Here is a 26,035-nt window from a genome sequence, read left to right on the forward strand (position 1 = left end):
GTTACGCTGTCGCTAACGCACCCTACGTATCTTTTCAAAAATCAAATACTAGTTCTATAGAAGCTGAACTTGATAAATTAACTTATGACATGCCATTGTGAGTGAAGCAAAGCAATCCCAACATTCTTGTGATTGCTTCGCCTCGCTCGCAATGACAAGCTTTTAACTGTACGTGATACAAAAGAATCGTTCACGAGTATCAAAGCTTCGTTCACGAGTATCAAAGACTCGTTTACGAGTATCAAAGCCTCGTTCACGAGTATCAAAGACTCATTTACGAGTATCAAAGACTCATTTACGAGTATCAAAGACTCATCTGAGCTTAACTATTTGTCACCCAGTATTTTTATTTACCAAAGCGACGTTCTATATCATCTGCTTGGGAACCGCCGCGAACTGAGTTAATCCGTAACGAAGTTTTATCTTTAGAAATGTTATACGTTAAAGGCTTTGTCTTAGATATTCGTGCTTCACCCTCTTTAACCAAAGTCTGGGGTGGATACTTAATAATTAAAGCTTTAATTGCCTCAATCCGTTTGGGTACTGCTGGATGAGTTGTATCAAATTCAGAACCAGGAGTTTGAGCCAAAACCTGCATGACTCTCAAACATCCTTCTGGTTCAAAGCCTGCTTTCACGGAAGCTATGTAGCCAATTTCATCAGCTTCAAACTCTTGTTGTCGTTCTTGTTCTGCTAACCGCTGTTCTAACTCTTTTTTCTTTTTCTCGACAATCTCATTGATGCGTTGCTGTGATTCTACTTGTCGTTGAGTACCTTGATTGCCAAGAACGGAACCTAGGAAACCACCGACATTTCCCCCGATTACACCACCCAAAACGGCACCGCCAACAGTAGCAGCTGTTGACTCTTGGTTTGCAGTTTCTCTTTCTCCCAGTACTTCTTTGGTTGCTTCTTCCTGAATTTTGGCAATCAACTCAGTTCTTTGAGCTGCGCCAACAGCGATGTGACGCTTGGTGTGATGTCCCATTTCATGAGCAACTACACAAGCTAATGCTGAGGAATCACCAGCTAACTGGTCAAGTATGCCATCGTAAATCGCAACCAAATTAACGTCACTTGCAAATGCATTGACATCATACTTGGGAACAGCCACAACTCGCCAAGGACGATTATCTAATTCGTTGGCACGTGCTATTCTATCTATGACGCGATAGAGAGTATAAAAATCTTCAGGTAATTCTTTTTTAGCTTGCTGGTAAAATGTTGTGGCTGTGGGTGCTGGTTTCTTCTGTTGGACTGGTTTAGCCTGGACTGGCAGCATTGCAGAGAACAAAAGTAGGCATAAGGAACTAGTAGTTAGCAGTGTTCTGTCCCAGTTAAGCATTATTGTTGATACCGCTCTAATACAAGGATGATTTTTATACAATAATGCAAAATAGATTTTGTGTAAATTTAAGATTTACAAAGGTACTACAAAACAAAGTCCACTCAGGAGGACTTCGGTCTGTTGGCGTTAGCGACGGTAGCCATGTCAGTGGCACAGCGTAGGCATAGCCTGTCGTAGACATCGCTACTCAGAGATAGAAGTTAGAATACACTTACATCAGACTTAGGTAGCTATTTACTGCTTGTGCAGGCGTAATTGCTCTACTATATAATCTTCTAGTTCCTGCCTTTCTCTCTTACTGGCATTTCGTTGATAAGTTCTTCCGGTTTCTTGCATAAACCTGCGTTTTTCGCTTGGAGAAGATTTGAGTTTACCTCCGGTTCCTTGCAGCTTTTGCTGTAATTCTTCCCAAGTCTTTTCCCCCACACTTTCACCTACTTTGACTAGTACCTTTGGTAGTAATATTTTTGCCTCTCTTTGAAAATCTTCTTCTGTCTCAAGGGAAGCTAAATCTATATTGCTGAAGTCGATATCAATTTGAAACTTACTCATAGAATTGTCTTTGTTCTTCCAACGATTATTACTACAATTGGGGTCTATTGAGATTACTTTCTAACTTTATTATTGTCAGATTATAAGTATCAGAATCGAAATATAGCGGTTCTCGTTTACGTGAAGTAAACCCGTAGGGGCACGGCAGTGCCGTGCCCCTACACCTAGCGATATAATGTTATACCGCATCTGAATGGGAACCGCAATATATCAAATTAATTATCAGTCTGCAATTCACCAAAATCCTCAAAATTACTATTTTTGCTTTGTGTATCTTGGCTCAAATCATGGTTATATCTCAGATAATCATTGATTTTATCGATTTTTAAAGAATGATTTAAGACTTTTATATCCAAAGGAATATATATCTAGTTAATGCGAGCTTAAGCAGGTTACGAGTATTAAAAATGCTATCTTAAGGGCAAAGGTCATTTGCTCAATTTTTGAGGAAAACGCTATGACTACAACGCTCATAGAGGCTACTTCTATAGAGTCATTGCTAGGTAAAGAGGCAGAAGACCTGCTTACCTACAAAGCAAAAGTTTCTCGTGATTTACTACATTTGCCTGGGCCAGACTTTGTAGATCGCATCTGGATCAACAGCGATCGCAACCCTCAAGTATTGCGTAATCTCCAACTACTTTATTCTACTGGTCGTCTTGCATATACTGGATATCTGTCTATTCTACCGGTGGATCAAGGGATTGAACACTCAGCAGGTGCGTCTTTTGCACCCAATCCGATTTACTTTGACCCAGAAAATATTGTCAGGCTAGCGATCGCTTCAGGTTGCAATGCAGTTGCTACCACTTTGGGGACATTAGGTATTGTTTCGCGTAAGTATGCCCACAAAGTTCCCTTTATTGCCAAAATCAATCACAACGAGTTGCTGACTTTCCCTAATCAATTTGACCAGGTATTGTTTGCTGATGTGGAACAAGCTTGGAATTTAGGGGCAGTGGCGGTAGGTGCGACAATTTACTTTGGTTCAGACCAGTCTACTAGACAAATTCAAGAAATTAGCAAAGCTTTTAAACGCGCCCATGAACTGGGGATGGTCACAATTCTCTGGTGCTATCTGCGGAACAACGCTTTTAAACAAGATAAAGATTACCACGTTGCTGCTGACCTCACCGGACAGGCAAATCATTTGGGTGTAACCATTGAAGCCGACATTATCAAACAAAAGTTAGCTGAAAATAACAATGGTTACGGTGCAATTGCCAAAGCCAGTGGTAAGAGTTACGGCAAAACAGATGAGCGGGTTTACACAGAGTTGACAACTGACCACCCAATTGATTTAACTCGTTACCAGGTACTAAATTGCTACTCTGGGCGGGTCGGGCTGATTAATTCTGGTGGCGCGACTGGTAAAAATGACTTCGCTGAAGCAGTTCGCACCGCTGTAATTAATAAACGGGCTGGTGGTTCGGGATTAATTTCTGGGCGAAAAACATTCCAGCGTCCCTTTGAGGAAGGTGTGAAGCTATTTCACGCTATTCAAGATGTTTACTTGTCGTCGGATGTGACAATAGCTTAGGGAATGGAGAGTGGGGAAGAAGCAGGGGAGCAGGGAGCAGGGAGCAAGGGAGAAGAATTTTCCCCTCTGCCCCCTGCCCCTCTGCCTCTTCTCCATGCCCAATGCCCACCTTACTTTTTATATATAGATAACCAACCTAGGGGAAGACGTTCACTCCATAACAGTTCTCTAATATTTAATCGTTTGTTAAATATTGAGGAGCGAATATCTCCAATGTTGGAAATCCAGAGAATATTTAATCAATTGCGCCGCAAAATTGCGATAGTCATGCTGGCAAGTTTAGTGTGGCTCATTAGCTTACCTGCTACTTCAGTTCAGGCGGAGGGTTATTATTCGGAAAAAAACCACAAGGTAGAAGTAAATAAACCTTATTACACCACCAAAGACCGACGGGTAGCACAAACTGAATCTTCCAAACCTTATTACGCCACCAAAGAACGTCAGAAGGTAAAAGTTAATATACCAGCAACTGGCGATGATTATATCGATAGTGGAAGGCGTGCAACAGAAGGGATTCCTAGAGACTCGGAAAGTGAAAATCGGCCAAGAAATTCCAGAAGTTATGCTGAACCGAGGCGGTGAGGAAGCAGTTAATTTAGAGCGAAAGGCTACGATCGCAGTAATTTTGAAAAAGAAATTACCCAAAATAAAGCCGAGCCGCTAAAGGGGATTTTGATTGAGTCACTTAACTTCGCTACAATCCAAATCCAACAAAAATAATTATCCTTACACTCTACCTCCAAAGAAGGCTTGGTGAGATTGATGAGCCTAGCTGTGTGCCCTTGCATCTATAGACACTTAGCTGCTATGTAAAATTGCAAATCTTGGTTAACTAAACCAGCGAAGGAATTCTGAGAAAGCAAATCTTGGTAGGGATTCTGGGATATCCTTAGATAAGTGAAAGATTTGCCAAAAAAAAGTAAGAATGAAGCTGGCAGCAAGAGTAAGTCAGGTAACACCTTCATTAACCTTAGCGATCGCAGCCAAGGCTAAGGCACTGAAGGCAGAGGGAATAGATGTTTGTAGTTTTAGCGCTGGAGAACCAGATTTTGATACCCCAGCGCATATTAAAGCCGCAGCAGTCAAAGCTTTGGATGAAGGCAAAACCAAATATGGTGCAGCAGCCGGAGAACCAAAGTTAAGGGAAGCGATCGCCCATAAGCTTAAAATTGATAACGGTCTTGATTACAAGTCTGAGAATGTCATCGTCACCAATGGCGGTAAGCATTCTCTGTACAACTTGATGGTGGCGCTGATCGATCCAGGTGATGAGGTAATTATCCCCGCACCCTACTGGCTAAGTTATCCCGAAATGGTAACCTTGGTCGGTGGAGTTCCGGTGATTGTGCCTACAGATGCAACGACGGGTTATAAAATTACTCCCGAACAACTCCGTAAAGTAATCACCCCCAAGACAAAGTTATTTATCCTCAACTCCCCATCTAATCCCACTGGAATGGTGTACACGCCAGATGAAATCAAAGCACTGGCGCAGGTAGTAGTTGATGCAGATATCTTTGTCGTCTCTGATGAGATTTACGAAAAGATTCTCTACGACGGTGCAGAACATATCAGCATCGGTTCGCTTGGGAAGGAAATTTTTGACCGCACTTTGATCAGTAATGGGTTTGCAAAGGCTTATTCCATGACTGGGTGGAGACTTGGTTATTTAGCAGGGCCTGTGGAAATTATTAAAGCAGCCAGTACCATCCAAGGGCATAGTACATCTAACGTGTGTACCTTTGCCCAATATGGTGCGATCGCGGCTTTAGAAAGTTCTCAAGATTGTGTCGAAGAAATGCGCCAAGCTTTCGCCAAGCGGCGACAAGTTATGTTAGACAGACTCAACGCCATTCCCGGATTGAGTACCGCAAAACCAGATGGCGCTTTTTATCTGTTTCCTGATATCAGCAAAACCGGTCTAAAATCCTTAGAATTTTGTGACGCTTTGTTGGAAAAACATCAAGTTGCAGTCATTCCCGGAATTGCTTTTGGCGCTGATGACAACATTCGCCTTTCCTACGCCACAGATATGGCGACGATTGAAAAGGGAATGGATAGATTAGAGAAATTTGTCAAGTCGCGTATTTAGTTAGTTGTCATTTGTGAGGAGAATTTATCAACTCTTCAACTTATTAGCTCCACCTTTTCAACTCAGAACGGGTGGAGTTCATTTTTAAACCTGAAGTTCCGAGTTCTGAGCTAGAAGTTCCGAGTTCTGAGTTAGAAGTTCCGAGTTCTGAGTTAGAAGTTCCGAGTTCCGAGCTAGAAGTTCCGAGTTCTGAGTTAGAAGTTCCGAGTTCTGAGTTAGAAGTTCCGAGTTCTGAGTTAGAAGTTCCGAGTTCTGAGTTAGAAGTTCCGAGTTCTGAGTTAGAAGTTCCGAGTTCTGAGCTAGAAGTTCCAGACGCTTTTAGTAAAACATCACTTGTTTAATTGGCTCTAATCCATCTAAAGACAACTCACGGGATTCAAGATAATATAAGATTGCTTCAATAGGGTCTAGTGCTTCAATTGGGTAATGCCTATGCTCGTATGCTTCCACAAGCGTAGTTAAAACTTTCAAGCGGTCAAACTCTGGTGTATTTAGTTCTGCATCAAACAATCTTTCAATTTCATCAAGTGCAGCACGATAATCAGCTTTGGTGAGGATCGGACAGGGTTCAAGCATAGTTATTACTGCCTCAAATATTTATTAAATCTACCTTGTCGGATTTTTTCTGTTTTTAATATAGATTTGACTGGTAACTTTGATGCAATATAAAAAAATAAGTATATTTTGTTCTCAAAATACTTCTATTTAAAACTTATCAAACGTGGAAAAGTCCTGACTAGGACAACTCCTCCAACCAAGGCAAAAATTGATCCTAAACTGGTAAACATAATAGGTAAAAACCATAAACTTAACCAAGAGTTGATCATGGCAGAATTTGGCTTTTCAGGACTGTATAATATTTCTACCTGCTGACCTTTAGTAAATTCTGGTGGGTTGCTGCCTGAATTTGCTTCAAAAACTGTTGGTTCACCAGAACGAGTGGTAAATTCCACCACTGGATAGTAGACATAAGAGGAACGGCCCTTACTATCAGTTGATAAACGTTGCACCAAATCGATTATTGTCCCTTGTGCTGGTACTGCGGTGCCCACAAAGGAACGAGTATTCAGCCCAATTATTATGCCCGTGACGGCAATTATGCTGCCAACACCGCCGAATATTGAACCAAATATCCGAAAGAACTTTGTATCTTCATTCATAAAATTTTCAAAAGTTCGATATAGCCAAAAGTTTTGATTTCAACTTTTAGGTCGATATTTTTAGATTAGGTAACAATCGGGTAGAACTAGGGGAGACAAGTCTTGAAACTTTTGTTATTCTCCCCAATGCCTTCTTAAATCTACATCAACTCCATCTCCCGCAACCCCTGGCGTAGTCTCTTCGCCTCATCGGGATTATACCTTTCATGAAGAGCGATCGCTTTTTTAAAAGCTGTTAAACTATCTTGATGATTGCCAGCTTTGAGCAACACTACGCCTAAATTTTGATACGCTTCGGCATAGTTGGGATTTAACGCGATTGCATTTTGGTAACATGCGATCGCATCTGTAAATAAACCCAAAGCCTTAAATATCATCGCCAAATTATAATGTCCAACAACAAAAGTAGGGTCAATTTTCAAAGTTGTGGCGTAAGCAGCTTTTGCACCGTTTAAATCTCCTGCTGCTTTGAGTAAGTTACCCAAATTATTGTATGCTCCTAATTTGAGCATGGGGTAAATTGGCAATTTGATGGCAGTTTTATAGTGAGAAATAGCTTGTGGAAATTTTTGCAACCGACTGTAGGCAATGCCTAAATGATAGTGGAGTTCATATAAAATATCGTAGTTTTCTTCAGCAGCGCTGATTCCTCGTCTCAGCAACTCCATACCTTGGGAAACTTTCCCAGTTTCCACATACAATGCCCCTAATTTACTGCAAACATAGGGATCATCAGGATGAGTAGCGAGAAACCCTTCCATCGCCGTAGCTGCTTTGGCATATTTGTTATTTTGAGCGATCGCACTTTTTTGATATCCTACGTGTGAAAGTGCCACCCCTGGTAAATAGCCCACTTGCCAATGAGGTTCTTTAGTTAAAATTTCTGACACGCTATCATCTACCAAAGCATGATAAGGACGGTCAAAATGAATATCTGGATGATTGCGGAACAGCCTGGAAACCAGAGAATAGGGAGATTGTTCTGCACCAATTTCGTGGCGGACGAGGTTGATGAGCAGGTATTCGTCTCTTGCGATCGCCTCTCGCACTTGCGGTACAATTCCTGGTGTCAGAGTTTCATCAGCATCTAATACCAGAATCCAATCTCCAGTGACATATTTGAGAGCCGCATTGCGGGCAGCACTGAAGTCATTACACCATTTAAAATGATGGACTTTTGCACCGAGTTGTTGGGCAATATTGGGAGTGCGATCGATTGAGCCTGTATCTAAGACTACCATTTCATCGACTACTTTTCTGACACTGTTCAGGCATTTAGGCAGTGTTGCTGCTTCATTTTTCACAATCATGCACAGACTGAGTTTCATATTGCCAATAAATTCTGGATTCAGATTTTTTTGCTTGCTTTAGTGACCAACTTTTATTTTGTGCCGATATAGCATCAAATCATCATATGGCGAGTTTTTAACAAAGCACAGCATAAGGATACTTGATTTGCCATCAAAAATCCTCAAGTTGTACTTCTTAGACAAGCTTACTGAAACTAACTCAAGATATATACATCTTAGGACTTCCGCAGAACACATCCCCCAATCCCCTAAATAAGATCCATCCCTTTTTTAGGGGTGCGCTCCCTTCGCGCAGCGTCTGGGGTCTCCCCCAAGTCGTGGATTAGGAGCGATCGCGTTAAATCTCTCAAGAGCGATCGCAGCCAACTCTTACTTTTATGAGTAATTTTAACCAGCCCCGCCACAGTACCTGGATACCAACGGGTTTATTATGTCGATGTTCTAAGTAACCTCTATATCAAGCGATGTCTAGCGACAAGCCGCTTCTCTAGGAGACGCTCTGCGAATGCGTCTACACTTCCATAGCCCAACTAACTGTTAAGTTCATATAAACTAATTCCTCAGATCACCAACTCCAAAGTGGCTATCGTATACACTGGATACAAAAATGCCATAATTTTTTCAGAAAATTACTTAATTCTTGAAGAAGGTTTTGTAGCTCAAAATGACTAAAATATGCACAACCAAGTAACATTAATTGAACATCCATTGATTCAGCACAAACTAACGCTGATGCGTAAAGCTGAAACCAGCACAACTAAATTTCGTACTCTCCTTAAAGAAATTAGCCTTTTGTTAGCTTATGAAGTCACAAGGGATTTACCACTGAAATATGAACAGATTAAAACACCATTAGCCCCAATGAATGCACCAATGCTTGCTCCTGATAAAAAGTTGGTGCTAGTTTCTGTGATGCGCGCAGGACAAGGAATTTTGGATGGTATACTGGAGTTGATGCCATCAGCACGGGTAGGGCATATTGGTTTATACCGTGACCCAAAAACCCTAATTCCTGTTGAGTATTATTTTAAAGTTCCTCATGATGTTGACCAGCGAGATATGCTAGTGGTAGACCCAATGCTGGCGACTGGTAATTCGGCTGTGGCAGCTGTGGAACGGCTGAAATCAACTAATCCCTTATCAATTAAGTTTGTCTGCTTACTCGCTGCACCAGAAGGTATCGAGCATTTTCGTGATGTACATCCTGATGTGCCGCTGTATACTGCCGCCATTGATGATCATTTGGATGAACATGGTTATATTATTCCTGGATTGGGAGATGCAGGCGATCGCTTATTTGGCACAAAATAAGCTGATTAACCATGAGCAAATGATGATAAATGCAGTAATTAACTGGACACTGCACGAATACTTGATTCACAACTTTTACATTCGTAAAAGTTGATAAATTTCTAAAATAAAATCATAGCAAATACATCAAATTGATAAACTAACTTCATATAAAATATTGATTTTCTCGGACTATATAAGCATCTATATAGTATTGGATATTTAAACTAATAGACTCGAACGTTAAATATTACATTGTAGATGATTATGGAAAAATCGACTTTTGGACAATTAGAAATAGAAATATCACAGCAAATCATAAAATTATATAGTGAGAGACTAGGCAAGTCTCCTAGCCTAATTATTTGCCATTTTTTTGATACTGAAATTGTAATTTCTATAGAAAACTCTGTGACCCAAGCAGAACAAACTCTACTGAAGGGAGGTTATGCGATTTTAGCTGAACAAATACGATTATATTTAGACAAAATAATTAAACCAGAATTGAAAAATTTGATTGAGGAAATTATTGGTCAACCAGTCCTAGAACTTATGTCCAACACAAATTTAGCAACAGGTCGTACTGGAATTATTGTAGTTTTCAATCAATTACCTGATCTGTGTAATGTTGAATTTATTCCCAAGGGGAATGTAAAGAACTTAGCTGACTGATGTGGCGACTGATTACCACTTCTAATTGAATAAAATCATAGGGTTTAGTAATGCAATCATCAAATCCTGTGAGCATCGCAGATTCATAATGTCGCGCCATTGTTAGAGGTGTTATTGCAATGATTGGGATAGTAGCGGTTTTTGAGTCGTGTTTGAGGTAATTAATAACTCGGTTCGCACTCAAATTAGTTAGCATCATATCTAGCAGGATTAAATCTGGTTGATGAGTTTGTGCCAATATCACAGCCCTCACCCCTTGCTTGGTACAAATGCATGAAAAATTTAATCTTCGTAGATGAGAATTAAGTAGTTCTAAATCATGTAGACTCTGTTCTACAACCAAAATTAAAGGCTGTCCATTCATCAGCAGTTAGTCCTGTCCAAGAAAGGCTAGGCATAAAGACTCCGCCCATCAGGAAAACCTAGAGGTCTTTTTTTATTATAAATGCTTAAGCAAATGTACTTAGGTAGTTTCAGGCGACTAACTAGGACATGAAATGAATAGGCTGATGTATAATCCATTAGGTTGTTTATCTGCGCTAAATTTTAGGTAAGAGCATAAAGTCATGATAGCAAGCAGATAGTAGCATATTTGCTACAGTATACTTGCAATAATTGACCCAATGATTTGTATCTGGCGTAGCGCGTCTCTAAACTTACACTAAAGTTTTCCTTTTATACTTACTTACCTGCTGTCCTCTGTTGTAACTGACGTGCAAAAGCGATTGCCTCTGTTGGTGTTGAGACTTTCCCCTCAGCTTGTGCTACGCCAATTTCTGTCAACATTTGGCCGATGATTGGCGAAGCTGGAATATCTAATGCTATAATCAACTCCTTCCCGCTTACTAGTGGAGTGGGATGAGCGACCAGATCATCAGGGTTAAGGTAGCGGTTGATCAAAGGTGCCCAAATAAGGCAGCATCTTGCTTTGGTTTCCACTGCTGTGTGTAGTGGCTTGTCACCAGACATCGCCTCTACCAAATTATCAAGTGCTACAGCGAGTACTACCGTAGCGGGAAAGACAATATCTGCGTCATGGAAAAAAAAGTATTGTTCTCGCAAGGACATATCGACTACTTGAAGCTGCGGTAACAGTTTTAAAGCAGTGGTTACACCCCGGATTTCGGCACGACTATAAGTTAGTTGATGTAGCTCTATTTCTGCTAATTCTGGATCTGGGTTGACAAGACAAGCAAGTTTGGCAATACCTAACCAAGTAGTTTTGATACTATCGCGGACATATTCTTGCAGTTGTGCCCCTAATTGTTGCCAATTTTGGGTGAGCAAGGCAGCTGCATTGTCAACTGCTGCTAGTTTGATCAAGCTTTCACGGGTGGTGTTTTTGAAGAAAGGGGCAAGTAAACCATCTTCCCAAGCACTTGTGATCCAGCGAGTACCCTGAGAATTTGCCAGTAGATAGCCAATTTCTACCCTAACTCGTTCGGCTGCAACTTTGCTGATATGTGATGCTAAAGAACGAATTGCGGCTTGGGTAGCTGGCTCAATAGTAAAACCTAGTTGGGCGGCTTGGCGATAACCTCGCATTAACCGCAAAGGATCGTCTTCTAAGTTCGCGGGTGATACCATTCGCAAAATGCCCTGTTGTAAATCTGCATAACCTTGCAGAGGATCAATGATTTCTTGGGTATGGGGATTATAGGCGATCGCATTTACTGTAAAGTCCCGTCTGTGCAAATCAACTTCTAAACTATCTCCTTCCTGTTGGGCAAAGTCAGCTGTGGCGTGAGGAAAAACCACACGAGCAATTTGCCGTTCGGCATCGAGCAACACAAAACCAGCTTTGTAATGATGAGCGATCGCTCTTGCTACCTTTACCGCCTTGGATGGTATAACAAAATCTAGATCCAAATATTCGCGAGTTCTGCCAAGGATAGCATCTCGGACAGCGCCACCTACCATGTAAGCAGGTTGTGGCAGTAATTCCAAGCTAAAAGGCCAATTTTCGGGAGCTAGGGTAGAAGGAATTGATTCGTGCATTGTAATAAAAATCAACCCAGCAACTCATGAATAACAGTTGGGCTTAAGTTAGATTAACAATAAAGGCCCCTGGAGTTGGTTCTATTATGTGTATTTGCGTGAACTGCCACTATGTAGACCGATGTGTTACCTATCATGCCGTCGAAGGACAGCACCAACAGCCTCACTTGACCGAAACACCAAATTTTGACCCGAATGAACCTTCTATCAATGTCAACATTCGGACTAAAGAGGATGTAATTGAAATGGAATGGGATGTTGTTGGTTGTCTGAGCTTCAAACGGGAAACGGGTAAGTGGTCGAAGTTGCGTCCTGGTGAATTAGTGCCGACTTGATAGAAAATGATTGGTGTATCTTACAGCTATTTTCTGGTAAATAGACCACTCGGTAGGGGCACAGCATTGCTGTGCCCTTACGACAGATGTGCTTCAAATACATGATTTCTGCTGTAATGAGATTTTGTTTATCTAAACGATCGCGAATTTATGGTATGGGGAAGAACAGAGAAAGTGAACAGCAAGGGAAGATTTGCGATCGCCTACGGCCGGCGCTTGCGCCATCGCGTTCTGATTTTGCTCAAACAGTAAAACATTTACCCTAAGACTTCTGTGCAAAGCATAAGAAAAGAAATGTAGTCTATTCAATTAAGAACCGCTATGTTATATGCTTGAATAAATCACGTTAACTTTATAAAAATAGATATTTTAAGTAACTTTGACAACGGAACTAGAAGACCTTGTAACAAATAAATACGCTTTGGCACTACATACCACCACACCAGAATTAGGTTTGGGAATTAGTAATTTTGCTGGTGAAACTCGCTCTCAGGTTTGGAATTTGGGACGTGATTTATCTAGCTTAGTACATCAATATTTAATTGAATTTATCAAACCGCAAACTTGGGGAGATTTGTCATTTATCGCAGTTGCAAAAGGGCCTGGCGGCTTTACAGGAACTCGGATTGGTGTTGTTACTGCTCGTACTTTAGGGCAACAGTTAGATATTCCTGTATTTGCGATTTCAACTTTGGCTGCGGTAGCTTGGTCAGAAGCAAGCAAAAGTCAAAATCCAACAACGATTGCTGTGGAAATGCCAGCCCAACGAGGTCAAATTTTCGCTGCTATTTATCAGTTTGAGCCAGATGCTTCTAAACTCAAAGTGTGTTTGCCAGACAGAGTGTTCACACCAGAAGCATGGCAAGAAACTTTAGCGAATTGGAACACTAATTATCAGTTGATTCAAGCCCAATCTGGTCTAGCAGCGACAGTGACAAGTATTTTGGAACTAGCTAATCTCGATTGGCAAGAGGGCAAGTGTCCTAATTGGTCAGAGGCTTTGCCATATTATGGGCAACATCCTGTAGAACTTTAACTGATATGCGTCAATTCCTTCGCGTCACAGTACATAAATCTAAAATTAGAACAGCCACAGCCAAACTGGGAGAGTAACCAACAATACTATAGCCCCAGTAGCTAAAGCAGTAACCGCCAAATCGCGGTCGAGATTGAATGTCTCAGCAATTACCAGTGTGCCGAAAGCTGGGGGCATAGCCATTTGTAAGAGAATTACCTTTGCTGTGGAACCAGTTAATCCAAACAGTGGCAATATACTGCCCAATATCAAGGGAACTAACAACATTTTGATTCCCAAACTCATCCCTGCTTGTGGTAGGCTACGCCAAGATTTGAGCAGTCCTATTCGCATTCCTATTAACACTAGAGATAAAGCTACACTACTCCAAGCCAATTTCTCTAAGCAGAATTCTACTACTGTGGGAATTGTTGCTTCTCGAACCAACAAGCCAAATCCAAAACTCCATAGCGCAGGATTAATTAAGATGACCCTCGCAGTCTGCCAATGATTCTGGACACCGCCGCCAAAACGGGCTGCTAGTAGAACACCCAAGCCATAAGTTCCTGGGAATGAACCTAATAAATCGTAAAATAACGCCCAAGCAAAGTATTCTTTGCCTAATATTGCTAAGGTGATGGGAAAGCCAAGATAACCTGTATTACCCAGCGTTGCCGCTAGGATCAAGCTAGCCTGGGTTGGTGCTTGGGGGACAGTCTTTCTAAAATAGGCTTGTGCTTTAATCCCTAACCAAGCTAAAAATGCTCCGAGTAAAATGGCTAGGTAAGCTATTCCAGGTGCAATCCAAATTTGCCCTGATAAACTAGATTGACGCAAAAAAGATACTATGCTTATGGGTACTCCCACCCAAAAAAGATACTGTCCCAAACGTGTAGGAACTGTTACAGGTAGTTTGCGTCCGAGAATAAAACCTACCAGTACTAATCCTCCCAGCTTGACGTATAGTTCTAAAAGGTTTGTCAAGATTGCGCCTAAGAACCACAGATGTAAAATGCTACCTGTTACGTTTACTTTTGTCCAGTGCAAAATCTGTTATGGCTATCCCACAAAAACAGGAGTTTACCCTTGAATAAGGCTGGGTTTTCTGGAAAACCGCAAAACTCATCGAATGACCTTGGTGATGATATTCCAGTGGCTGTACGCGATACCCCTGTTGCAGCACCTAACATCTGGTTGCAACCCCGAATTATCCTTATTGGGGGAGTTGCGGGATTTGTCTTACTGGCTTTAATTAGCGGTTTTTTGTTTTTCGTCACTGCACCCAAAAAAATCGCTGATTCTCAACCCTCGGTCACTAGTTCTGCACCTACATCAACTACAGAATCTGATAATGTCAATACTTTGTTAGGACATCTGGCATACCCGGAAGCGCCTGAGTCAGAACTAGTAACCATCTCCGCAAATAGGGGCATTAGAATGCGAAAATCTGCTGCCCAAAAGTTTGAGGAGATGGTAGCAGCAGCGCGGAGTGCAGGTGTAATTTTAGTACCAATTTCTGGCTTTCGCTCAGTCAAAGACCAGGAGCCATTGTTTTTTGGTGTCGGTGCCCAGCGAAATCAAACACCAATAGAACGAGCTGCCCTCAGCGCTCCTCCTGGTCATAGCGAACATCACACAGGTTATGCTGTGGATGTTGGAGACGGATCAGTACCAGCAACTAATCTCCAAACTAACTTTGACAATACCAAGGCTTATCGGTGGCTGCAAGCAAATGCAGCACGTTTCAGCTTTGAAATGTCATTTCCTAAAAATAATGCTCAAGGTGTGAGTTATGAGCCTTGGCACTGGCGTTTTGTAGGCGATCGCAATAGTTTAGAAATGTTCTACAAAGCCAGAAATTTGAAACCCGCTCAAATATCACCATAGGAGACTGGAGTCAAAATAATTCGTAATTCGTAATTCGTAATGACGCTCCTGCGTCGCTCTAAGCGTTGGCGCAGCCTCTCGTAGAGAAGGCTTTACGCTGCGTTAACGTAATTCGTAATTATTACCCCAGGCACGCCACTTGCTGTACTTGGGGAAATCCCAAGACCGCAGTCGCTTATAAATGTGCTTGGTCTGTAATATGCGACTAATCATAGCGGTTGCATCAAAGATAGTAATGTCGCTCTAGCTGATGTTAATTAAGGCAATATACAGGTTAGATTTAAGATTAATTAAGTCTCAGATTTAAGAGCTTAAAAAACGGTAGATTGTTGATTTATCTACCGCTTTTTATGTATGTTGAATACGGTACTCAAAAGTCAAGTAATATTTTTCCTTGCTTTCATATCAAGGTGAATTTTGAGTATTTATTTCTCCACAGGTGTTAGTTTTAAAGGGTACAATGGCTCAGATCCATTTAATTGCCAAATTCTAAATACCAATACAGCAGCTACAGTTAGCCATACACAGGAAAATGATAAAGTCATTCCCGCTATAGGATTAGTTTGCCAATAAATTGCCGTCACCACTACAGCAGATAACCAAGGGCCGAAAATAACTACAGGTACAGCAGCACCTAATCTCCGTTCTACAGTAAAAATCGTATTCCAAGTATCACCTAAAGCCAGATGAACCACAAACAAAATTAAAGGCAGCACTAAAAATTGGTGATTCATTTGCTGCCAAAGCAATACAGAAGAAATTACCCGCAAAACGGCAATTATCATCCAAACTATGGGAAATACTAAAGGTGGAGGAGACCAGCTTGGTCTGATCACCTGGTCATAAGTCTGACGAGAACGAGTATTATCTAAAAGAGAAAAAATTCGTGAACGGATACTTAATATAGCAAAAAACAATCCAGTCAATAAAGTGCTAAACCAACTGGGAAAAGAAGAATTGCTATCAATCAACATTACTAATTTTTCCATTCCCAGCAACACAAGAATCATAACTACTATTTGTAGGATAGTCCCTAGTGTATAAACTAAAACTGCTCTGATATCTAGTTCTTGTGTAGTAGCTATTGATGTATGTGGAAACTGTTGTTGATTAAGAGTTTTTACCCCCATCACTGTATTGACAAACTGTTCAAGTATTCCACTATTATTGGATTGATTCATAATTAAGAGATTGTGCGTAGTTTGTAATTAGTACTGCGATCGCTTCTTCTAGCGAAATGCTCCATTGCTCCACCAGCATGATTATCATAGTCGTCAATCACGATTGACCTCATTGTTATTTGGCGATGGGAAGAAGCAAGGGAGTAGAATTTTCCTCTCTGCCCCTTACACCCCGCCCCTCTGCCTCTTTTCAATGCCCCATGACCAATTTCATCTGCTGTTTCCTGGGTTCACAGGCACTGGTTTCTGATACTTACCTGGATACTTGCGCTGAAAATATTCCTCCATAATTTGTAAGATCATCGGCGCAGCAATGCTACCACCACCACCGCCGGAATGTTCAGCAAATGCCACAATCAGAACTTCTGGTTGATCAGCAGGTGCATAGGCTCCAAACCAAGCGTGATTTTGCTTAACACGGCCCTTCCACGCTTCAGCAGTGCCACTTTTACCAGCGACTGGGGGAACTGTTGGCTGCTTCAAAGCCTTACCCGTGCCTTCAGCTACTACTTTTCGTAGTCCCTGACGGAGAACACTTATGGTTGTCGGCTTCATATTTAAAGATTCTCGCCAGCTTTTTGCTTCTTCGTTGTCTTTAAGCAAATGTGGCTGGACTCGATAGCCACCATTAGCAGGCACGGCAAACATAACGGCGACTTGTAAAGGTGTAGTTTGTAAAGCACCTTGACCAATTGACATATTAATGCTGTCACCTACAGTCCAAGGTATCTTCCAAGCTTTCTGCTTCCATGCCTCATCTGGCACTAAACCTTTTGCTTCTTCGTTGCCAAACTCAAAGCCAGTTCTTTTACCAAATCCATACTTGCGAGTCCATTCAATTAAAGTTGGGCCACCGACTCCCCGACCAATTTGATAGAAGAAAGTATCACTACTCCATTGCAATGCACCGACAAAACCCAATGGGCCAAATCCAGCGTGATTCCATTCACCAAATCGGGTACCGCCAAAAGTTAAGGAACCGTAGGTTTGCAAAACTGTGCTAGGAGAGAATTTACCTGATTCTAGACCGGCTGTGGTGGTGACAATTTTGAAGGTGCTTGCAGGTGGAAAAGCGCTGAGGGCGCGATTTACCAAAGGATGGTCGGCACCTTGGACAGTTTCCCAATCTTTTTGGGTGAGTTTCTGCTTCGAGAAAATATTTGGATCAAAGGTGGGGTGAGATACCATTGCTAAAACGGCACCATTCTTTGGATCAAGTGCCACGATCGCACCGTCGCGATCGCCCAAAGCTTTTTCTGCTGTCTTTTGCATATCCACATCTATAGTTAGGTGCAAATCGTTACCAGCTTTTGCCTGCTTTTCACCTAAAACCCGGAGCGGGCGACCTGCACCATCAACTTCTACCTGCTGACCGCCCCATTCGCCCCGCAGATTTTTCTCATAAGCTTTTTCAACTCCCATTTGACCAATCACATCACCCAATCTGTAGCCTTCCTGCTTCTTTTCTTTTAACTGGTCGGCGGTTAGTTCTCGCGTATATCCTAATACATGTGCTAATTGCTTACCGTGGGGGTAGTAGCGAACCGCTTCTGTATGAATTTCTACGTTTTGGAGTTCAGTTTCATACTCTTTCAATGCGGTAATTTGTGCTTCGTTCAAGTCACGGGCAATCCTTATGAGTGAAGAAGAGTTAGCGCCTGCTTCTTCTAGTTTCTTTTCCATTTCTTCTTGAGGAACGTCAAGAATTTCAGATAGACGTGCTCCCACAACCGACCACGCAGGTTTAGTATGTGCCATCGGCCACAAATATACAGAGCGAGGATAGCGAGTACTGGCTAAAAGTTTGCCATTGCGGTCAAAGATGTTGCCTCGTTCTGGTTGTTTAGGGATCATCCGAATTCGATTTGACTCGGCTCGTTTTCGGTGGCTTGCTCCTTCAGTAATTTGCAAATATGCCAAACGAACACTGATCCCAGTCATCATCAGTAGAGTAAATATAATTAAAAATATCGGCTGGAAACTCCGTCCGACTGTACGTGTATTTTTTTGTCCGCCAAGTGGAGATGGGTTGAATAAAGTCATAAGACAAAGAGGATTTCAAAATTAAGATTATTTGTAAACAATTCTGCTAAATTCCTAGCAGGGATTTGATAGCAAATTAATCGAGAGTGATTAATTATTTTTAATAGATACCATAAGCTCATATCTTCGATTTCGTCACCCAAAGGCTTTTTGAATTTTAAACTCCGCACACTATTACATAACAGCAGAAATAAAAATAGCATTGAAAATGCTTAAAATGCCTAGAAATAGGGAATTTTTAATTTTTAATTTCCCACGCTAGTAGTCCCCCAAAGAAACTTTACGGGGTTTATGGTAAGAAAATTAATTTCTTTTCTCCCCTTGTCTACTTTCACTCATCATTTTTGGGTTGGTCGAGTACTAGTCTCCAGTGCCATGTCCTGAATTATGAGTTTTTGCTTCTGATGGCTCAGGCTGAGGTTTTTGATACTTACCTGGATATTTATGCTGAAAATAAGCTTCTAGCACTTGTAAAACCATCGGCATGATCGCCGGAGTTTTCACCAAAAGCCACAACCACAATTTCTGGTTTATTACTGGGAGCATAAGCACCAAACCAAGGCTGAACTCGATACCCGCCATTAGCAGGGACAGAAAACATAATCGCTGATTGCAGGGGTGTCACTTGCAAAGCACCTTGACCAATTGACATATTTCTTTTCCATTTCATCTTGCAGGATGTTGAGAATTTGTGCTTGACGCGGGTCAACTACAGACCAGAAAGGCTTAGTATGTGCCATCGACCACAAATATACAGAGCTAGGATAGCGAGTACCAAGAGCGGTATTATCTGTATACAATTACCCTAAACTCATGCCCAATAATGGGTATAAAAGAATCGGGCAAGTATATTCTTGAACAATTGTTTTTGGCGGATACAATAAACCAAAGTGTCAAATCTAGTCTGCCCAAAAGACTACTGACAAAATTACGTAATATCACGGCATTCTACTCAGAACTATGGCTCAAATTGTCATGCAGAATCAGAGGGGGATAACAACTTTTCAGCCACTTGATGTTGAACTGCGTAACGTGTTCAAGTTTTTTAACCAAGAACCAGCAGTACATGGAATAGATTTGGATGTCAGACAGGGAGAATTTTTTAGTATTTTAGGCCCCTCCGGTTGTGGTAAAACAACAACACTGCGCTTAATTGCTGGGTTTGAAATCGCTGACGCTGGCAAGGTTCTGATTCAGGGCCAGTCTATGACTAATGTGCCGCCTTACCGCCGACCCGTCAATACTGTATTTCAAAGTTACGCTCTATTTAACCACCTGAATGTTTGGGATAACATCGCCTTTGGACTACGGTTAAAAAAAATCCGCAAATCGGAAATTGAAGCTAGAGTTCAAGAAGCTTTAAAGCTAGTAAAAATGGAAAGTTTGCGATCGCGCTTTCCCAATCAACTTTCTGGTGGTCAACAGCAGCGAGTCGCTTTAGCAAGGGCCCTAGTCAACCGTCCCACCGTCGTACTACTGGATGAACCTTTAGGGGCGTTAGATTTGAAACTACGTAAGGAAATGCAGGTTGAGTTATCAAATTTACACAAAGATTTGGGAGTGACCTTTGTGATGGTGACACACGACCAAGAAGAAGCATTGTCTTTGAGCGATCGCATTGCCGTGATGAACCAAGGCAAAATTGAACAAGTTGGCACTCCCAGCCAAATTTACGAACGTCCTCAGACATCTTTTGTTGCTGATTTTATTGGCGATACTAATTTATTCAGCGGTGAAATCGTAGCGGTAGACTCGTCTAATGTTAGAATTTCGACCAAAACGGGTCTATCAATTGTCATTAGCCGCGCTGAAGATACACCATCTGAATTATCGCAAGCGGTGGTAGTCAGCATCCGCCCAGAAAAAATACAGCTTTCGCTTTATCCACCCAATTTGCCAGCTAACTGCTTTGAAGGACGGCTGATCAATGTTATGTATTTGGGCACACACGTTAATTATGTTGTGGAATTAACAAATGGTATTAGCATAAATGTGTTGCAACCTAATACTTTTGGCCCTTTAGCAGACCGCAACACGCCTATCTACGCTTGGTGGGCAGAAAATGATTGTTTGGCTATTAGTCAGTAGAGTTATCAGAATCTGCCCTAAAGGTTTATCAACCAACTATCCCATCGTACCAAAAGGGTAAAATATCCTTGTGCGATCGCTACTGATATGATCTCAATTAAATTGTTTAATTGTTTGTTCTGCTGACAAACCACATTGGCTATTCTTAATTACATTATTGATGGGTAAAGTTTAATGGTAACTATGATTAGCTAAATAGGTAAATATAATGGAAGGTAAAAGATTTATCCATACCTTGCGATTAAAAAACTTCATTTCCTATGGAAGTGAGGGTGAAGAAATTGAACTGCAACCGCTCAATGTTTTAATTGGGGCTAATACTTCGGGTAAATCGAATTTAATTGAAGCAATGGGTATTTTACGCGCAACACCCACAGATTTACCAGCACCTTTTCGTCAAGGGGGAGGCATTAGCGAGTTTCTGTGGAAGGGTGGACAGGAAACTCCGGTAGCTAAAATAGAAGTAACTTTAAATTATCCTCAAAGACTCCAAAATTTGCGCTATTACGTTAATTTGACTTCGATTGGTCAAAGACTAGAGCTAGTAGACGAAGCTGTAGAAAATGAACAAAGATATCACGGTGAAAGCGATGTCTATTTTTACTATCGTTACCAAAGTGGTCGTCCAGTTTTAAATATCACCAAGATAGAGAACGATGGAGAACCATTCAAACGCTCTCTTCGCCGAGAAGATTTGATTCCAGATCAGTCAGTTTTATCTCAGAGAAAAGATCCAGACCTGTATCCAGAGCTTTCTTATCTCAGCACACAATTTTCTAATATTGGTTTATATCGTTACTGGCAGATGGGGCGATATTCAGAACCAAGAAATGCTCAAAAAACTGACTTACCTGAACATCCTCTACTAGAAGATGGCAGTAATTTAGGTTTAATGTTAAATAACTTACAACACCAAATAGGGAATAGAAGAGTTATTGAAAAACTGAAAAAGTTTTATGAAGCAGCCGAAGAAGTGAGTGTAAGAATATATGGTAGTACAGTACAGATATTTATTCGTGAAGAAGGACTTCTTGAACCAATTCCTGCAAATCGTTTATCTGATGGTACACTCCGTTATTTATTTTTAATGACTTTACTGCTTGACCCAACTCCACCACCACTTATATGTATTGAAGAACCAGAGATTGGTTTACATCCAGATATTTTACCTACTATTGCAGAAATGTTAATCGAAGCATCAGGGCGAACTCAAATAATAGTTACTACCCATTCTGATGCTTTAGTTTCTGCTTTGAGTGAATATCCTGAATCAATACTGGTGTGTGAACGCAATGAAAAAGGATCTCATCTCCGCCGCCTTGAACCTGATAAACTGAAAAATTGGCTTGAAAATTATACTCTTGGCGACCTCTGGCGGATGGGTGAAATTGGGGGCAATCGATGGTAGTAGAGGTTAGAATTTATATAGAAGGTGGTGGAGATGGAAAGAATACGAAAGCTTTAATTAGACAAGGATTTAGTAACTTTTTAAAACCACTTGTAGAAATAGCTAAAAGTCAAAAAATTAAATGGAATATTACTATCTGTGGTTCTCGTAATAACGCTTTCCGTGATTTTAGGAATGCTTTAAAATCTCATCCAGAAGCCTTTAATGTGTTGCTTGTTGATGCAGAAGCATCTGTTACCACACAGTCTCCTTGGAAGCATCTGAAGTTTAGGGATAATTGGGATGCACCATCAGGTGTTGATGATAGTCATTGCCATTTAATGGTACAAGCAATGGAAGCTTGGTTTATTAGTGATATAGCAACCCTAAAAAAATTTTACGGGCAGGGATTTAAAGAAAATGCTATTCCCAAAAATGCTAATGTGGAGATTATTGACAAAGATAGTTTAGAACCAAGCTTAAAAGCTGCTACTCGTTCTACTAAAAAAGGTGAGTACCAAAAAATCAAACATGTCTCGAAACTTTTAGAATTATTAGATGTGGACAAAGTACGCAAGGCTTCGCCACACTGCGATCGCCTATTCACCACACTAACAACAAAAATGGGTGTATCAACCAACAACCCTAATGAAGAGTAAAAAATTCTTGAGCGATCGCAATTCACCTCTAACATCAAGCTATCATCGGATATTGTGGAATTTCTGTGCGTAACCCAATAGCATCTATGACCGCTTCTCACTCTGAAACTCCATCTACTAAACCCGACGCGAGTACTTTTATTTCCGACCATCGACAGGTAGACCGCAGCAAGTTAAGTCAAATGTATCTGCACTATGTCGAGACGAAGGATAAATATCCTCACGCAGTATTGCTGTATCGGGTAGGAGATTTCTTTGAATGCTATTTCCAAGATGCTGTCAAACTAGCCCAAGAATTAGAATTAGTCCTCACTAGCAAGCAAGCTGGGGAACAGGGACGAGTGGCGATGTCTGGTGTTCCACACCACGCTTGGGAACGCTACACCACAATGCTGGTAGAAAAAGGCTATGCAGTGGTAATTTGCGACCAAGTGGAAGATGCTTCAGAAGCTGCTGGTAGATTGGTACGCCGGGAAGTAACGCGCATCTTAACTCCTGGCACTTTGCTAGAAGAGGGAATGCTCAAATCTAGTCGTAATAATTACCTTGCAGCAGTAGTAATTGCCGCAAATCATTGGGGTTTAGCTTATGCAGATATCTCCACAGGGGAATTTCTCACCACTCAAGGTAGCGATTTAGAACATTTGACACAGGAATTAATGCGCTTGCAACCTTCAGAGGTGTTAGTTCCGACAAATGCGCCCGATTTGGGTAGTTTGCTGCGTCCAGGAGAAACTTCGCCACATCTCCCCCAGTGTTTGCCACCATCATTTTGCTATAGTTTGCGATCGCAAGTACCCTTTTCCCAAGGCGAAGCTAGACCTAGATTATTGCAGAAATTTAAGGTGCGATCGCTCGAAGGACTCGGTTGTGATCATCTTCCCCTCGCTGTTCGTGCGGCTGGTGGCCTTCTAGAATACCTGGAAGATACCCAAAAAGAAAACCCAGTTACCCTCCAAAGACTCCGCACCTACACTGTCACCGACTACCTAATTGTTGACAATCAAACCCGCCGTAACCTGGAAATTACCCAAACTGTCAGGGATGGAACTTTTCACGGTTCCCTACTCTGGGCATTGGATAGAACTAGTACAGCGATGGGTGGGCGTGCTTTGCGGCGGTGGTTGTTACAACCATTACTCGATATTAAAGGCATTCGGGCACGTCTTGATACCATCCAAGAATTGATGGAAAATACGCCCCTACGTCAAGATTTACGGCAGTTGTTACGCCAAATTTATGACCTAGAACGCCTGACGGGAAGGGCAGGTTCTGGTACAGCTAATGCCAGAGATTTAGTAGCTTTGGCAGATTCCCTCTCACGTTTACCAGAATTATCCCACTTAGTAACTGAGGCGCGTTCTCCATTCCTCAAGGCTTTGCAGAAAGTTCCAAGTGTATTGGAAGAATTAGCACAAAAGTTACATGCGCATCTTGTGGAGTCGCCACCCATACTAATCAAAGAAGGCGGATTGATTCGCCCTAGTGTAAATCCCCTCTTGGATGAAAGGAAGGCGACTGTAGAAGCTGACCAACAATGGATTGCCAACTTGGAAGTTGATGAGAGAGCTAAGACCGGAATTTCGACACTGAAGGTAGGATTTAACAAAACTTTTGGTTATTATATCAGTATTTCCCGCAGCAAATCTGACCAAGTACCTGCTAATTACATCCGCAAGCAAACCCTGACAAACGAGGAACGTTACATTACCCCAGATTTGAAGGAAAGAGAAGCCCGGATTCTCACGGCGCGGGATGATTTAAATCAGTTGGAGTATGAAATTTTTACGTCGTTGCGGGAAGAGGTAGCACAAGAGGCGGAAGTAATTCGCAATCTTTCTCGCGCAGTGGCGGCGGCGGATGTGTTGTGTGGTTTGGCTGAGTTGGCGGTGCATCAAGGTTATTGTCGTCCAGAAATGTTGCCAGGAAGGGAGATAAATATTGTTGATGGCCGTCATCCGGTGGTGGAACAGTCTTTACCTGCGGGTTTCTTTGTGCCGAATTCGACTCAATTAGGAAGTAGTGAAGAAGAAATTTCCCCACTCCCCGATTTGATTATTCTCACCGGGCCAAACGCTAGTGGCAAAAGTTGTTATTTGCGTCAGGTGGGATTGATTCAGTTAATGGCGCAGATTGGTAGTTTTGTACCAGCTAGGTTTGCAAAATTAGGAATATGCGATCGCATTTTCACCCGTGTAGGTGCAGTGGATGATCTGGCAACTGGTCAATCTACCTTCATGGTGGAGATGAATGAAACGGCAAATATTCTCAACCATGCCACATCTAGGTCGCTGGTTTTATTGGATGAAATTGGCCGGGGAACGGCAACTTTTGATGGTCTTTCTATAGCTTGGGCGGTGGCAGAATATATAGCAGTGGATATTCGGGCACGAACGATTTTTGCTACTCATTACCATGAATTGAATGAACTAGCTAGCATTTTGCCGAATGTGGCTAATTATCAAGTGACGGTGAAAGAATTACCCGACCAAATTATCTTTTTGCATCAAGTTCAACCGGGAGGCGCTGATAAGTCTTATGGAATTGAGGCGGGAAGATTGGCAGGTTTACCAGCCGTAGTTATTCAACGAGCAAAACAAGTGATGGGGCAAATTGAGAAGCATAGTAAGATTGCGATGGGGCTGCAAAATCTGGATTAACTTGTGTCGGTTGCCAAATTATTTGTCTGCGTTGACAGATTTTAAAGGATAAGGAAGCCCGTGCTTTATTCAGAAAATGATTAAGATTTGAAGAGCGAATTCTGATTTCCACCTCAAATGTCCATGCGACACCAAATAGGTATAGGTGTTGTCCTACTTTGGCCAAGCTTGCAACGCTGTCTCCACAACCCGCAATAGTTCCGTCCGAGTGGCTCCGGTCGCCGCCAAAACTGACATTCCACAATTGACTGTCACCACCAAACGGGCGAGAGCGGCTGGGTCGGAATCGGTCGGCAAGTCGCCCTCCAAAATCGCCCGCTCGAAACGCTTACACAGGTCGGCTTCGCTTGAGGCTCGGCGTGCAGACAATTCCTGCCGGAGCGGATTGGCCGGATCTCCGCATGAAAGTGTGCCATGAACCCAGAGACATCCCGGTGGATTGCCCGGATCGGTTCCCAGTTCAACGACCCCGTGCATCATCCGCTCGGCGACCTGGCGCGCGGTCGGCTCTTTCAAAGCCTCACGAATATAGGCTGACGGCCCATCGGCATAGTGATCAAGTACTTTGCGGAACAAAGATTCTTTGTTGCCAAAGGCGGCATAGAGACTTGGGCGATTGATGCCCATAGCCTCAGTCAGATCGGAAAGGGATGTCCCCAGGTAGCCTTTGCGCCAGAACACATGCATTGCCTGATTCAGCGCGTCATCGGTATCAAACTCGCGGGGTCGGCCCATGGCCGCAGTGGTTTTTTCCTGTTTCATACTTATCAGTATAATAATTTCTTGACAGGCTTGCCCCCATGCTTTATATCTATGCC

The 26,035-nt window shown here is 42.0% G+C and carries 24 protein-coding genes and 1 pseudogene; 13 read left to right on the top strand and 12 right to left on the bottom strand.

The features are described from left to right. Window positions 1-346: 346 nt before the first annotated feature. A complete protein-coding gene (locus H6G92_RS09980; RefSeq protein ID WP_190893314.1) occupies window positions 347-1,345 on the bottom strand; it encodes a M48 family metallopeptidase in 999 nt (332 codons plus the stop codon). A gap of 237 nt (window positions 1,346-1,582) precedes the next feature. Beyond that, complete coding sequence (locus H6G92_RS09985) at window positions 1,583-1,900, bottom strand: hypothetical protein (protein WP_190893316.1); 318 nt, start codon at window positions 1,898-1,900, stop codon at window positions 1,583-1,585. 457 nt (window positions 1,901-2,357) lie between these two features. Between H6G92_RS09985 and H6G92_RS09990 the strand changes: the two genes are divergently transcribed. The 4 genes from H6G92_RS09990 (at window position 2,358) to H6G92_RS10005 (ending at window position 5,873) form a co-directional block, all read left to right on the top strand. Beyond that, window positions 2,358-3,440 carry a class I fructose-bisphosphate aldolase gene (locus H6G92_RS09990; RefSeq protein WP_190893319.1) on the top strand — a complete coding sequence of 361 codons (1,083 nt, stop codon included), beginning with the start codon at window positions 2,358-2,360 and terminating at the stop codon, window positions 3,438-3,440. A 3-nt stretch (window positions 3,441-3,443) separates the two neighbouring features. Beyond that, window positions 3,444-4,022 (top strand): hypothetical protein, encoded by a 579-nt coding sequence (locus tag H6G92_RS39310; RefSeq protein WP_242059080.1) that lies wholly within the window; start codon window positions 3,444-3,446, stop codon window positions 4,020-4,022. A gap of 343 nt (window positions 4,023-4,365) precedes the next feature. Beyond that, complete coding sequence (locus H6G92_RS10000; protein WP_190893320.1) at window positions 4,366-5,532, top strand: pyridoxal phosphate-dependent aminotransferase; 1,167 nt, start codon at window positions 4,366-4,368, stop codon at window positions 5,530-5,532. Between the two features lie 71 nt (window positions 5,533-5,603). Continuing rightward, entirely contained in the window at window positions 5,604-5,873 is a 270-nt protein-coding gene (locus H6G92_RS10005; RefSeq protein WP_190893323.1) for a hypothetical protein, read from the top strand. Here the strand turns inward: H6G92_RS10005 and H6G92_RS10010 are convergent. The 3 genes from H6G92_RS10010 to H6G92_RS10020 all read right to left on the bottom strand — a co-directional run bounded on the left by H6G92_RS10010 (window position 5,851) and on the right by H6G92_RS10020 (window position 8,020). Continuing rightward, a complete protein-coding gene (locus tag H6G92_RS10010) occupies window positions 5,851-6,108 on the bottom strand; it encodes a helix-turn-helix domain-containing protein (RefSeq protein ID WP_190893325.1) in 258 nt (85 codons plus the stop codon). The two genes, H6G92_RS10005 and H6G92_RS10010, sit on opposite strands and share 23 nt — an antisense overlap. Before the next feature lie 125 nt (window positions 6,109-6,233). Beyond that, window positions 6,234-6,692 (bottom strand): DUF3592 domain-containing protein, encoded by a 459-nt coding sequence (locus H6G92_RS10015; RefSeq protein WP_190893327.1) that lies wholly within the window; start codon window positions 6,690-6,692, stop codon window positions 6,234-6,236. 140 nt (window positions 6,693-6,832) lie between these two features. Further along, window positions 6,833-8,020: a tetratricopeptide repeat protein gene (locus tag H6G92_RS10020; protein WP_190893329.1), complete on the bottom strand. Its 1,188-nt coding sequence runs from the start codon at window positions 8,018-8,020 to the stop codon at window positions 6,833-6,835. A gap of 657 nt (window positions 8,021-8,677) precedes the next feature. On the opposite strand from H6G92_RS10020, the gene upp reads away from it, so the two are divergent. Then, the gene (gene upp / locus H6G92_RS10025) at window positions 8,678-9,313 is read left to right on the top strand and encodes a uracil phosphoribosyltransferase (RefSeq protein ID WP_190893331.1); all 636 of its coding nucleotides are present in this window, start codon (window positions 8,678-8,680) and stop codon (window positions 9,311-9,313) included. A gap of 246 nt (window positions 9,314-9,559) precedes the next feature. Next, window positions 9,560-9,964, top strand: a complete 405-nt coding sequence (locus H6G92_RS10030) for a DUF2294 domain-containing protein (protein ID WP_190893334.1) — start codon at window positions 9,560-9,562, stop codon at window positions 9,962-9,964. On the opposite strand, the gene H6G92_RS10035 is transcribed toward H6G92_RS10030, so the two are convergent. Both H6G92_RS10035 and H6G92_RS10040 read right to left on the bottom strand, forming a co-directional pair. Then, the gene (locus tag H6G92_RS10035; RefSeq protein WP_190893336.1) at window positions 9,927-10,328 is read right to left on the bottom strand and encodes a response regulator; all 402 of its coding nucleotides are present in this window, start codon (window positions 10,326-10,328) and stop codon (window positions 9,927-9,929) included. The two genes, H6G92_RS10030 and H6G92_RS10035, sit on opposite strands and share 38 nt — an antisense overlap. Window positions 10,329-10,645: 317 nt before the next feature. Beyond that, window positions 10,646-11,962 carry a CCA tRNA nucleotidyltransferase gene (locus tag H6G92_RS10040; RefSeq protein WP_190893339.1) on the bottom strand — a complete coding sequence of 439 codons (1,317 nt, stop codon included), beginning with the start codon at window positions 11,960-11,962 and terminating at the stop codon, window positions 10,646-10,648. Window positions 11,963-12,048: 86 nt separating this feature from the next. On the opposite strand from H6G92_RS10040, the gene H6G92_RS10045 reads away from it, so the two are divergent. Both H6G92_RS10045 and tsaB read left to right on the top strand, forming a co-directional pair. Further along, window positions 12,049-12,297 carry a Ycf34 family protein gene (locus H6G92_RS10045; RefSeq protein ID WP_190893341.1) on the top strand — a complete coding sequence of 83 codons (249 nt, stop codon included), beginning with the start codon at window positions 12,049-12,051 and terminating at the stop codon, window positions 12,295-12,297. Between the two features lie 379 nt (window positions 12,298-12,676). Further along, window positions 12,677-13,333, top strand: a complete 657-nt coding sequence (gene tsaB, locus H6G92_RS10050; RefSeq protein ID WP_190893343.1) for a tRNA (adenosine(37)-N6)-threonylcarbamoyltransferase complex dimerization subunit type 1 TsaB — start codon at window positions 12,677-12,679, stop codon at window positions 13,331-13,333. Between the two features lie 45 nt (window positions 13,334-13,378). Here the strand turns inward: tsaB and H6G92_RS10055 are convergent, their stop codons facing one another. Next, window positions 13,379-14,296, bottom strand: coding sequence for an AEC family transporter (locus H6G92_RS10055; RefSeq protein WP_190893345.1), 918 nt, complete (start codon window positions 14,294-14,296; stop codon window positions 13,379-13,381). 102 nt (window positions 14,297-14,398) lie between these two features. Between H6G92_RS10055 and H6G92_RS10060 the strand changes: the two genes are divergently transcribed. Further along, window positions 14,399-15,199, top strand: a complete 801-nt coding sequence (locus tag H6G92_RS10060; protein WP_190893348.1) for a M15 family metallopeptidase — start codon at window positions 14,399-14,401, stop codon at window positions 15,197-15,199. Between the two features lie 425 nt (window positions 15,200-15,624). Here H6G92_RS10060 and H6G92_RS10065 read toward each other — a convergent pair whose 3' ends face one another. The 3 genes and pseudogenes from H6G92_RS10065 to H6G92_RS10075 all read right to left on the bottom strand — a co-directional run. Continuing rightward, on the bottom strand, window positions 15,625-16,380 hold the full coding sequence (locus H6G92_RS10065) for a TspO/MBR family protein (protein ID WP_190893350.1): 756 nt from the start codon (window positions 16,378-16,380) through the stop codon (window positions 15,625-15,627). 210 nt (window positions 16,381-16,590) lie between these two features. Further along, entirely contained in the window at window positions 16,591-18,423 is a 1,833-nt protein-coding gene (gene mrdA / locus H6G92_RS10070; protein ID WP_190893352.1) for a penicillin-binding protein 2, read from the bottom strand. Between the two features lie 360 nt (window positions 18,424-18,783). After that, window positions 18,784-19,078 (bottom strand): annotated as a pseudogene (locus tag H6G92_RS10075) (hypothetical protein); the annotation flags it as partial. A 305-nt stretch (window positions 19,079-19,383) separates the two neighbouring features. Here H6G92_RS10075 and H6G92_RS10080 point away from each other — a divergent pair. The 4 genes from H6G92_RS10080 (at window position 19,384) to mutS (ending at window position 25,217) form a co-directional block, all read left to right on the top strand. After that, window positions 19,384-20,511, top strand: a complete 1,128-nt coding sequence (locus H6G92_RS10080) for an ABC transporter ATP-binding protein (RefSeq protein WP_190893354.1) — start codon at window positions 19,384-19,386, stop codon at window positions 20,509-20,511. 208 nt (window positions 20,512-20,719) lie between these two features. Then, window positions 20,720-21,919 (top strand): AAA family ATPase, encoded by a 1,200-nt coding sequence (locus H6G92_RS10085; RefSeq protein WP_190893356.1) that lies wholly within the window; start codon window positions 20,720-20,722, stop codon window positions 21,917-21,919. Next, the gene (locus H6G92_RS10090) at window positions 21,913-22,557 is read left to right on the top strand and encodes a DUF4276 family protein (RefSeq protein WP_190893358.1); all 645 of its coding nucleotides are present in this window, start codon (window positions 21,913-21,915) and stop codon (window positions 22,555-22,557) included. The genes H6G92_RS10085 and H6G92_RS10090 overlap by 7 nt, the downstream gene beginning before the upstream one ends. A gap of 86 nt (window positions 22,558-22,643) precedes the next feature. Beyond that, the gene (mutS, locus tag H6G92_RS10095) at window positions 22,644-25,217 is read left to right on the top strand and encodes a DNA mismatch repair protein MutS (RefSeq protein ID WP_190893360.1); all 2,574 of its coding nucleotides are present in this window, start codon (window positions 22,644-22,646) and stop codon (window positions 25,215-25,217) included. Window positions 25,218-25,370: 153 nt separating this feature from the next. Here mutS and H6G92_RS10100 read toward each other — a convergent pair whose 3' ends face one another. After that, window positions 25,371-25,979: a TetR/AcrR family transcriptional regulator gene (locus H6G92_RS10100; protein ID WP_190893362.1), complete on the bottom strand. Its 609-nt coding sequence runs from the start codon at window positions 25,977-25,979 to the stop codon at window positions 25,371-25,373. Window positions 25,980-26,035 lie beyond the last annotated feature (56 nt).

The sequence above is a fragment of the Nostoc foliaceum FACHB-393 genome (genome assembly GCF_014698505.1).
Classification (GTDB): Bacteria; Cyanobacteriota; Cyanobacteriia; order Cyanobacteriales; family Nostocaceae; genus Nostoc; species Nostoc foliaceum_A.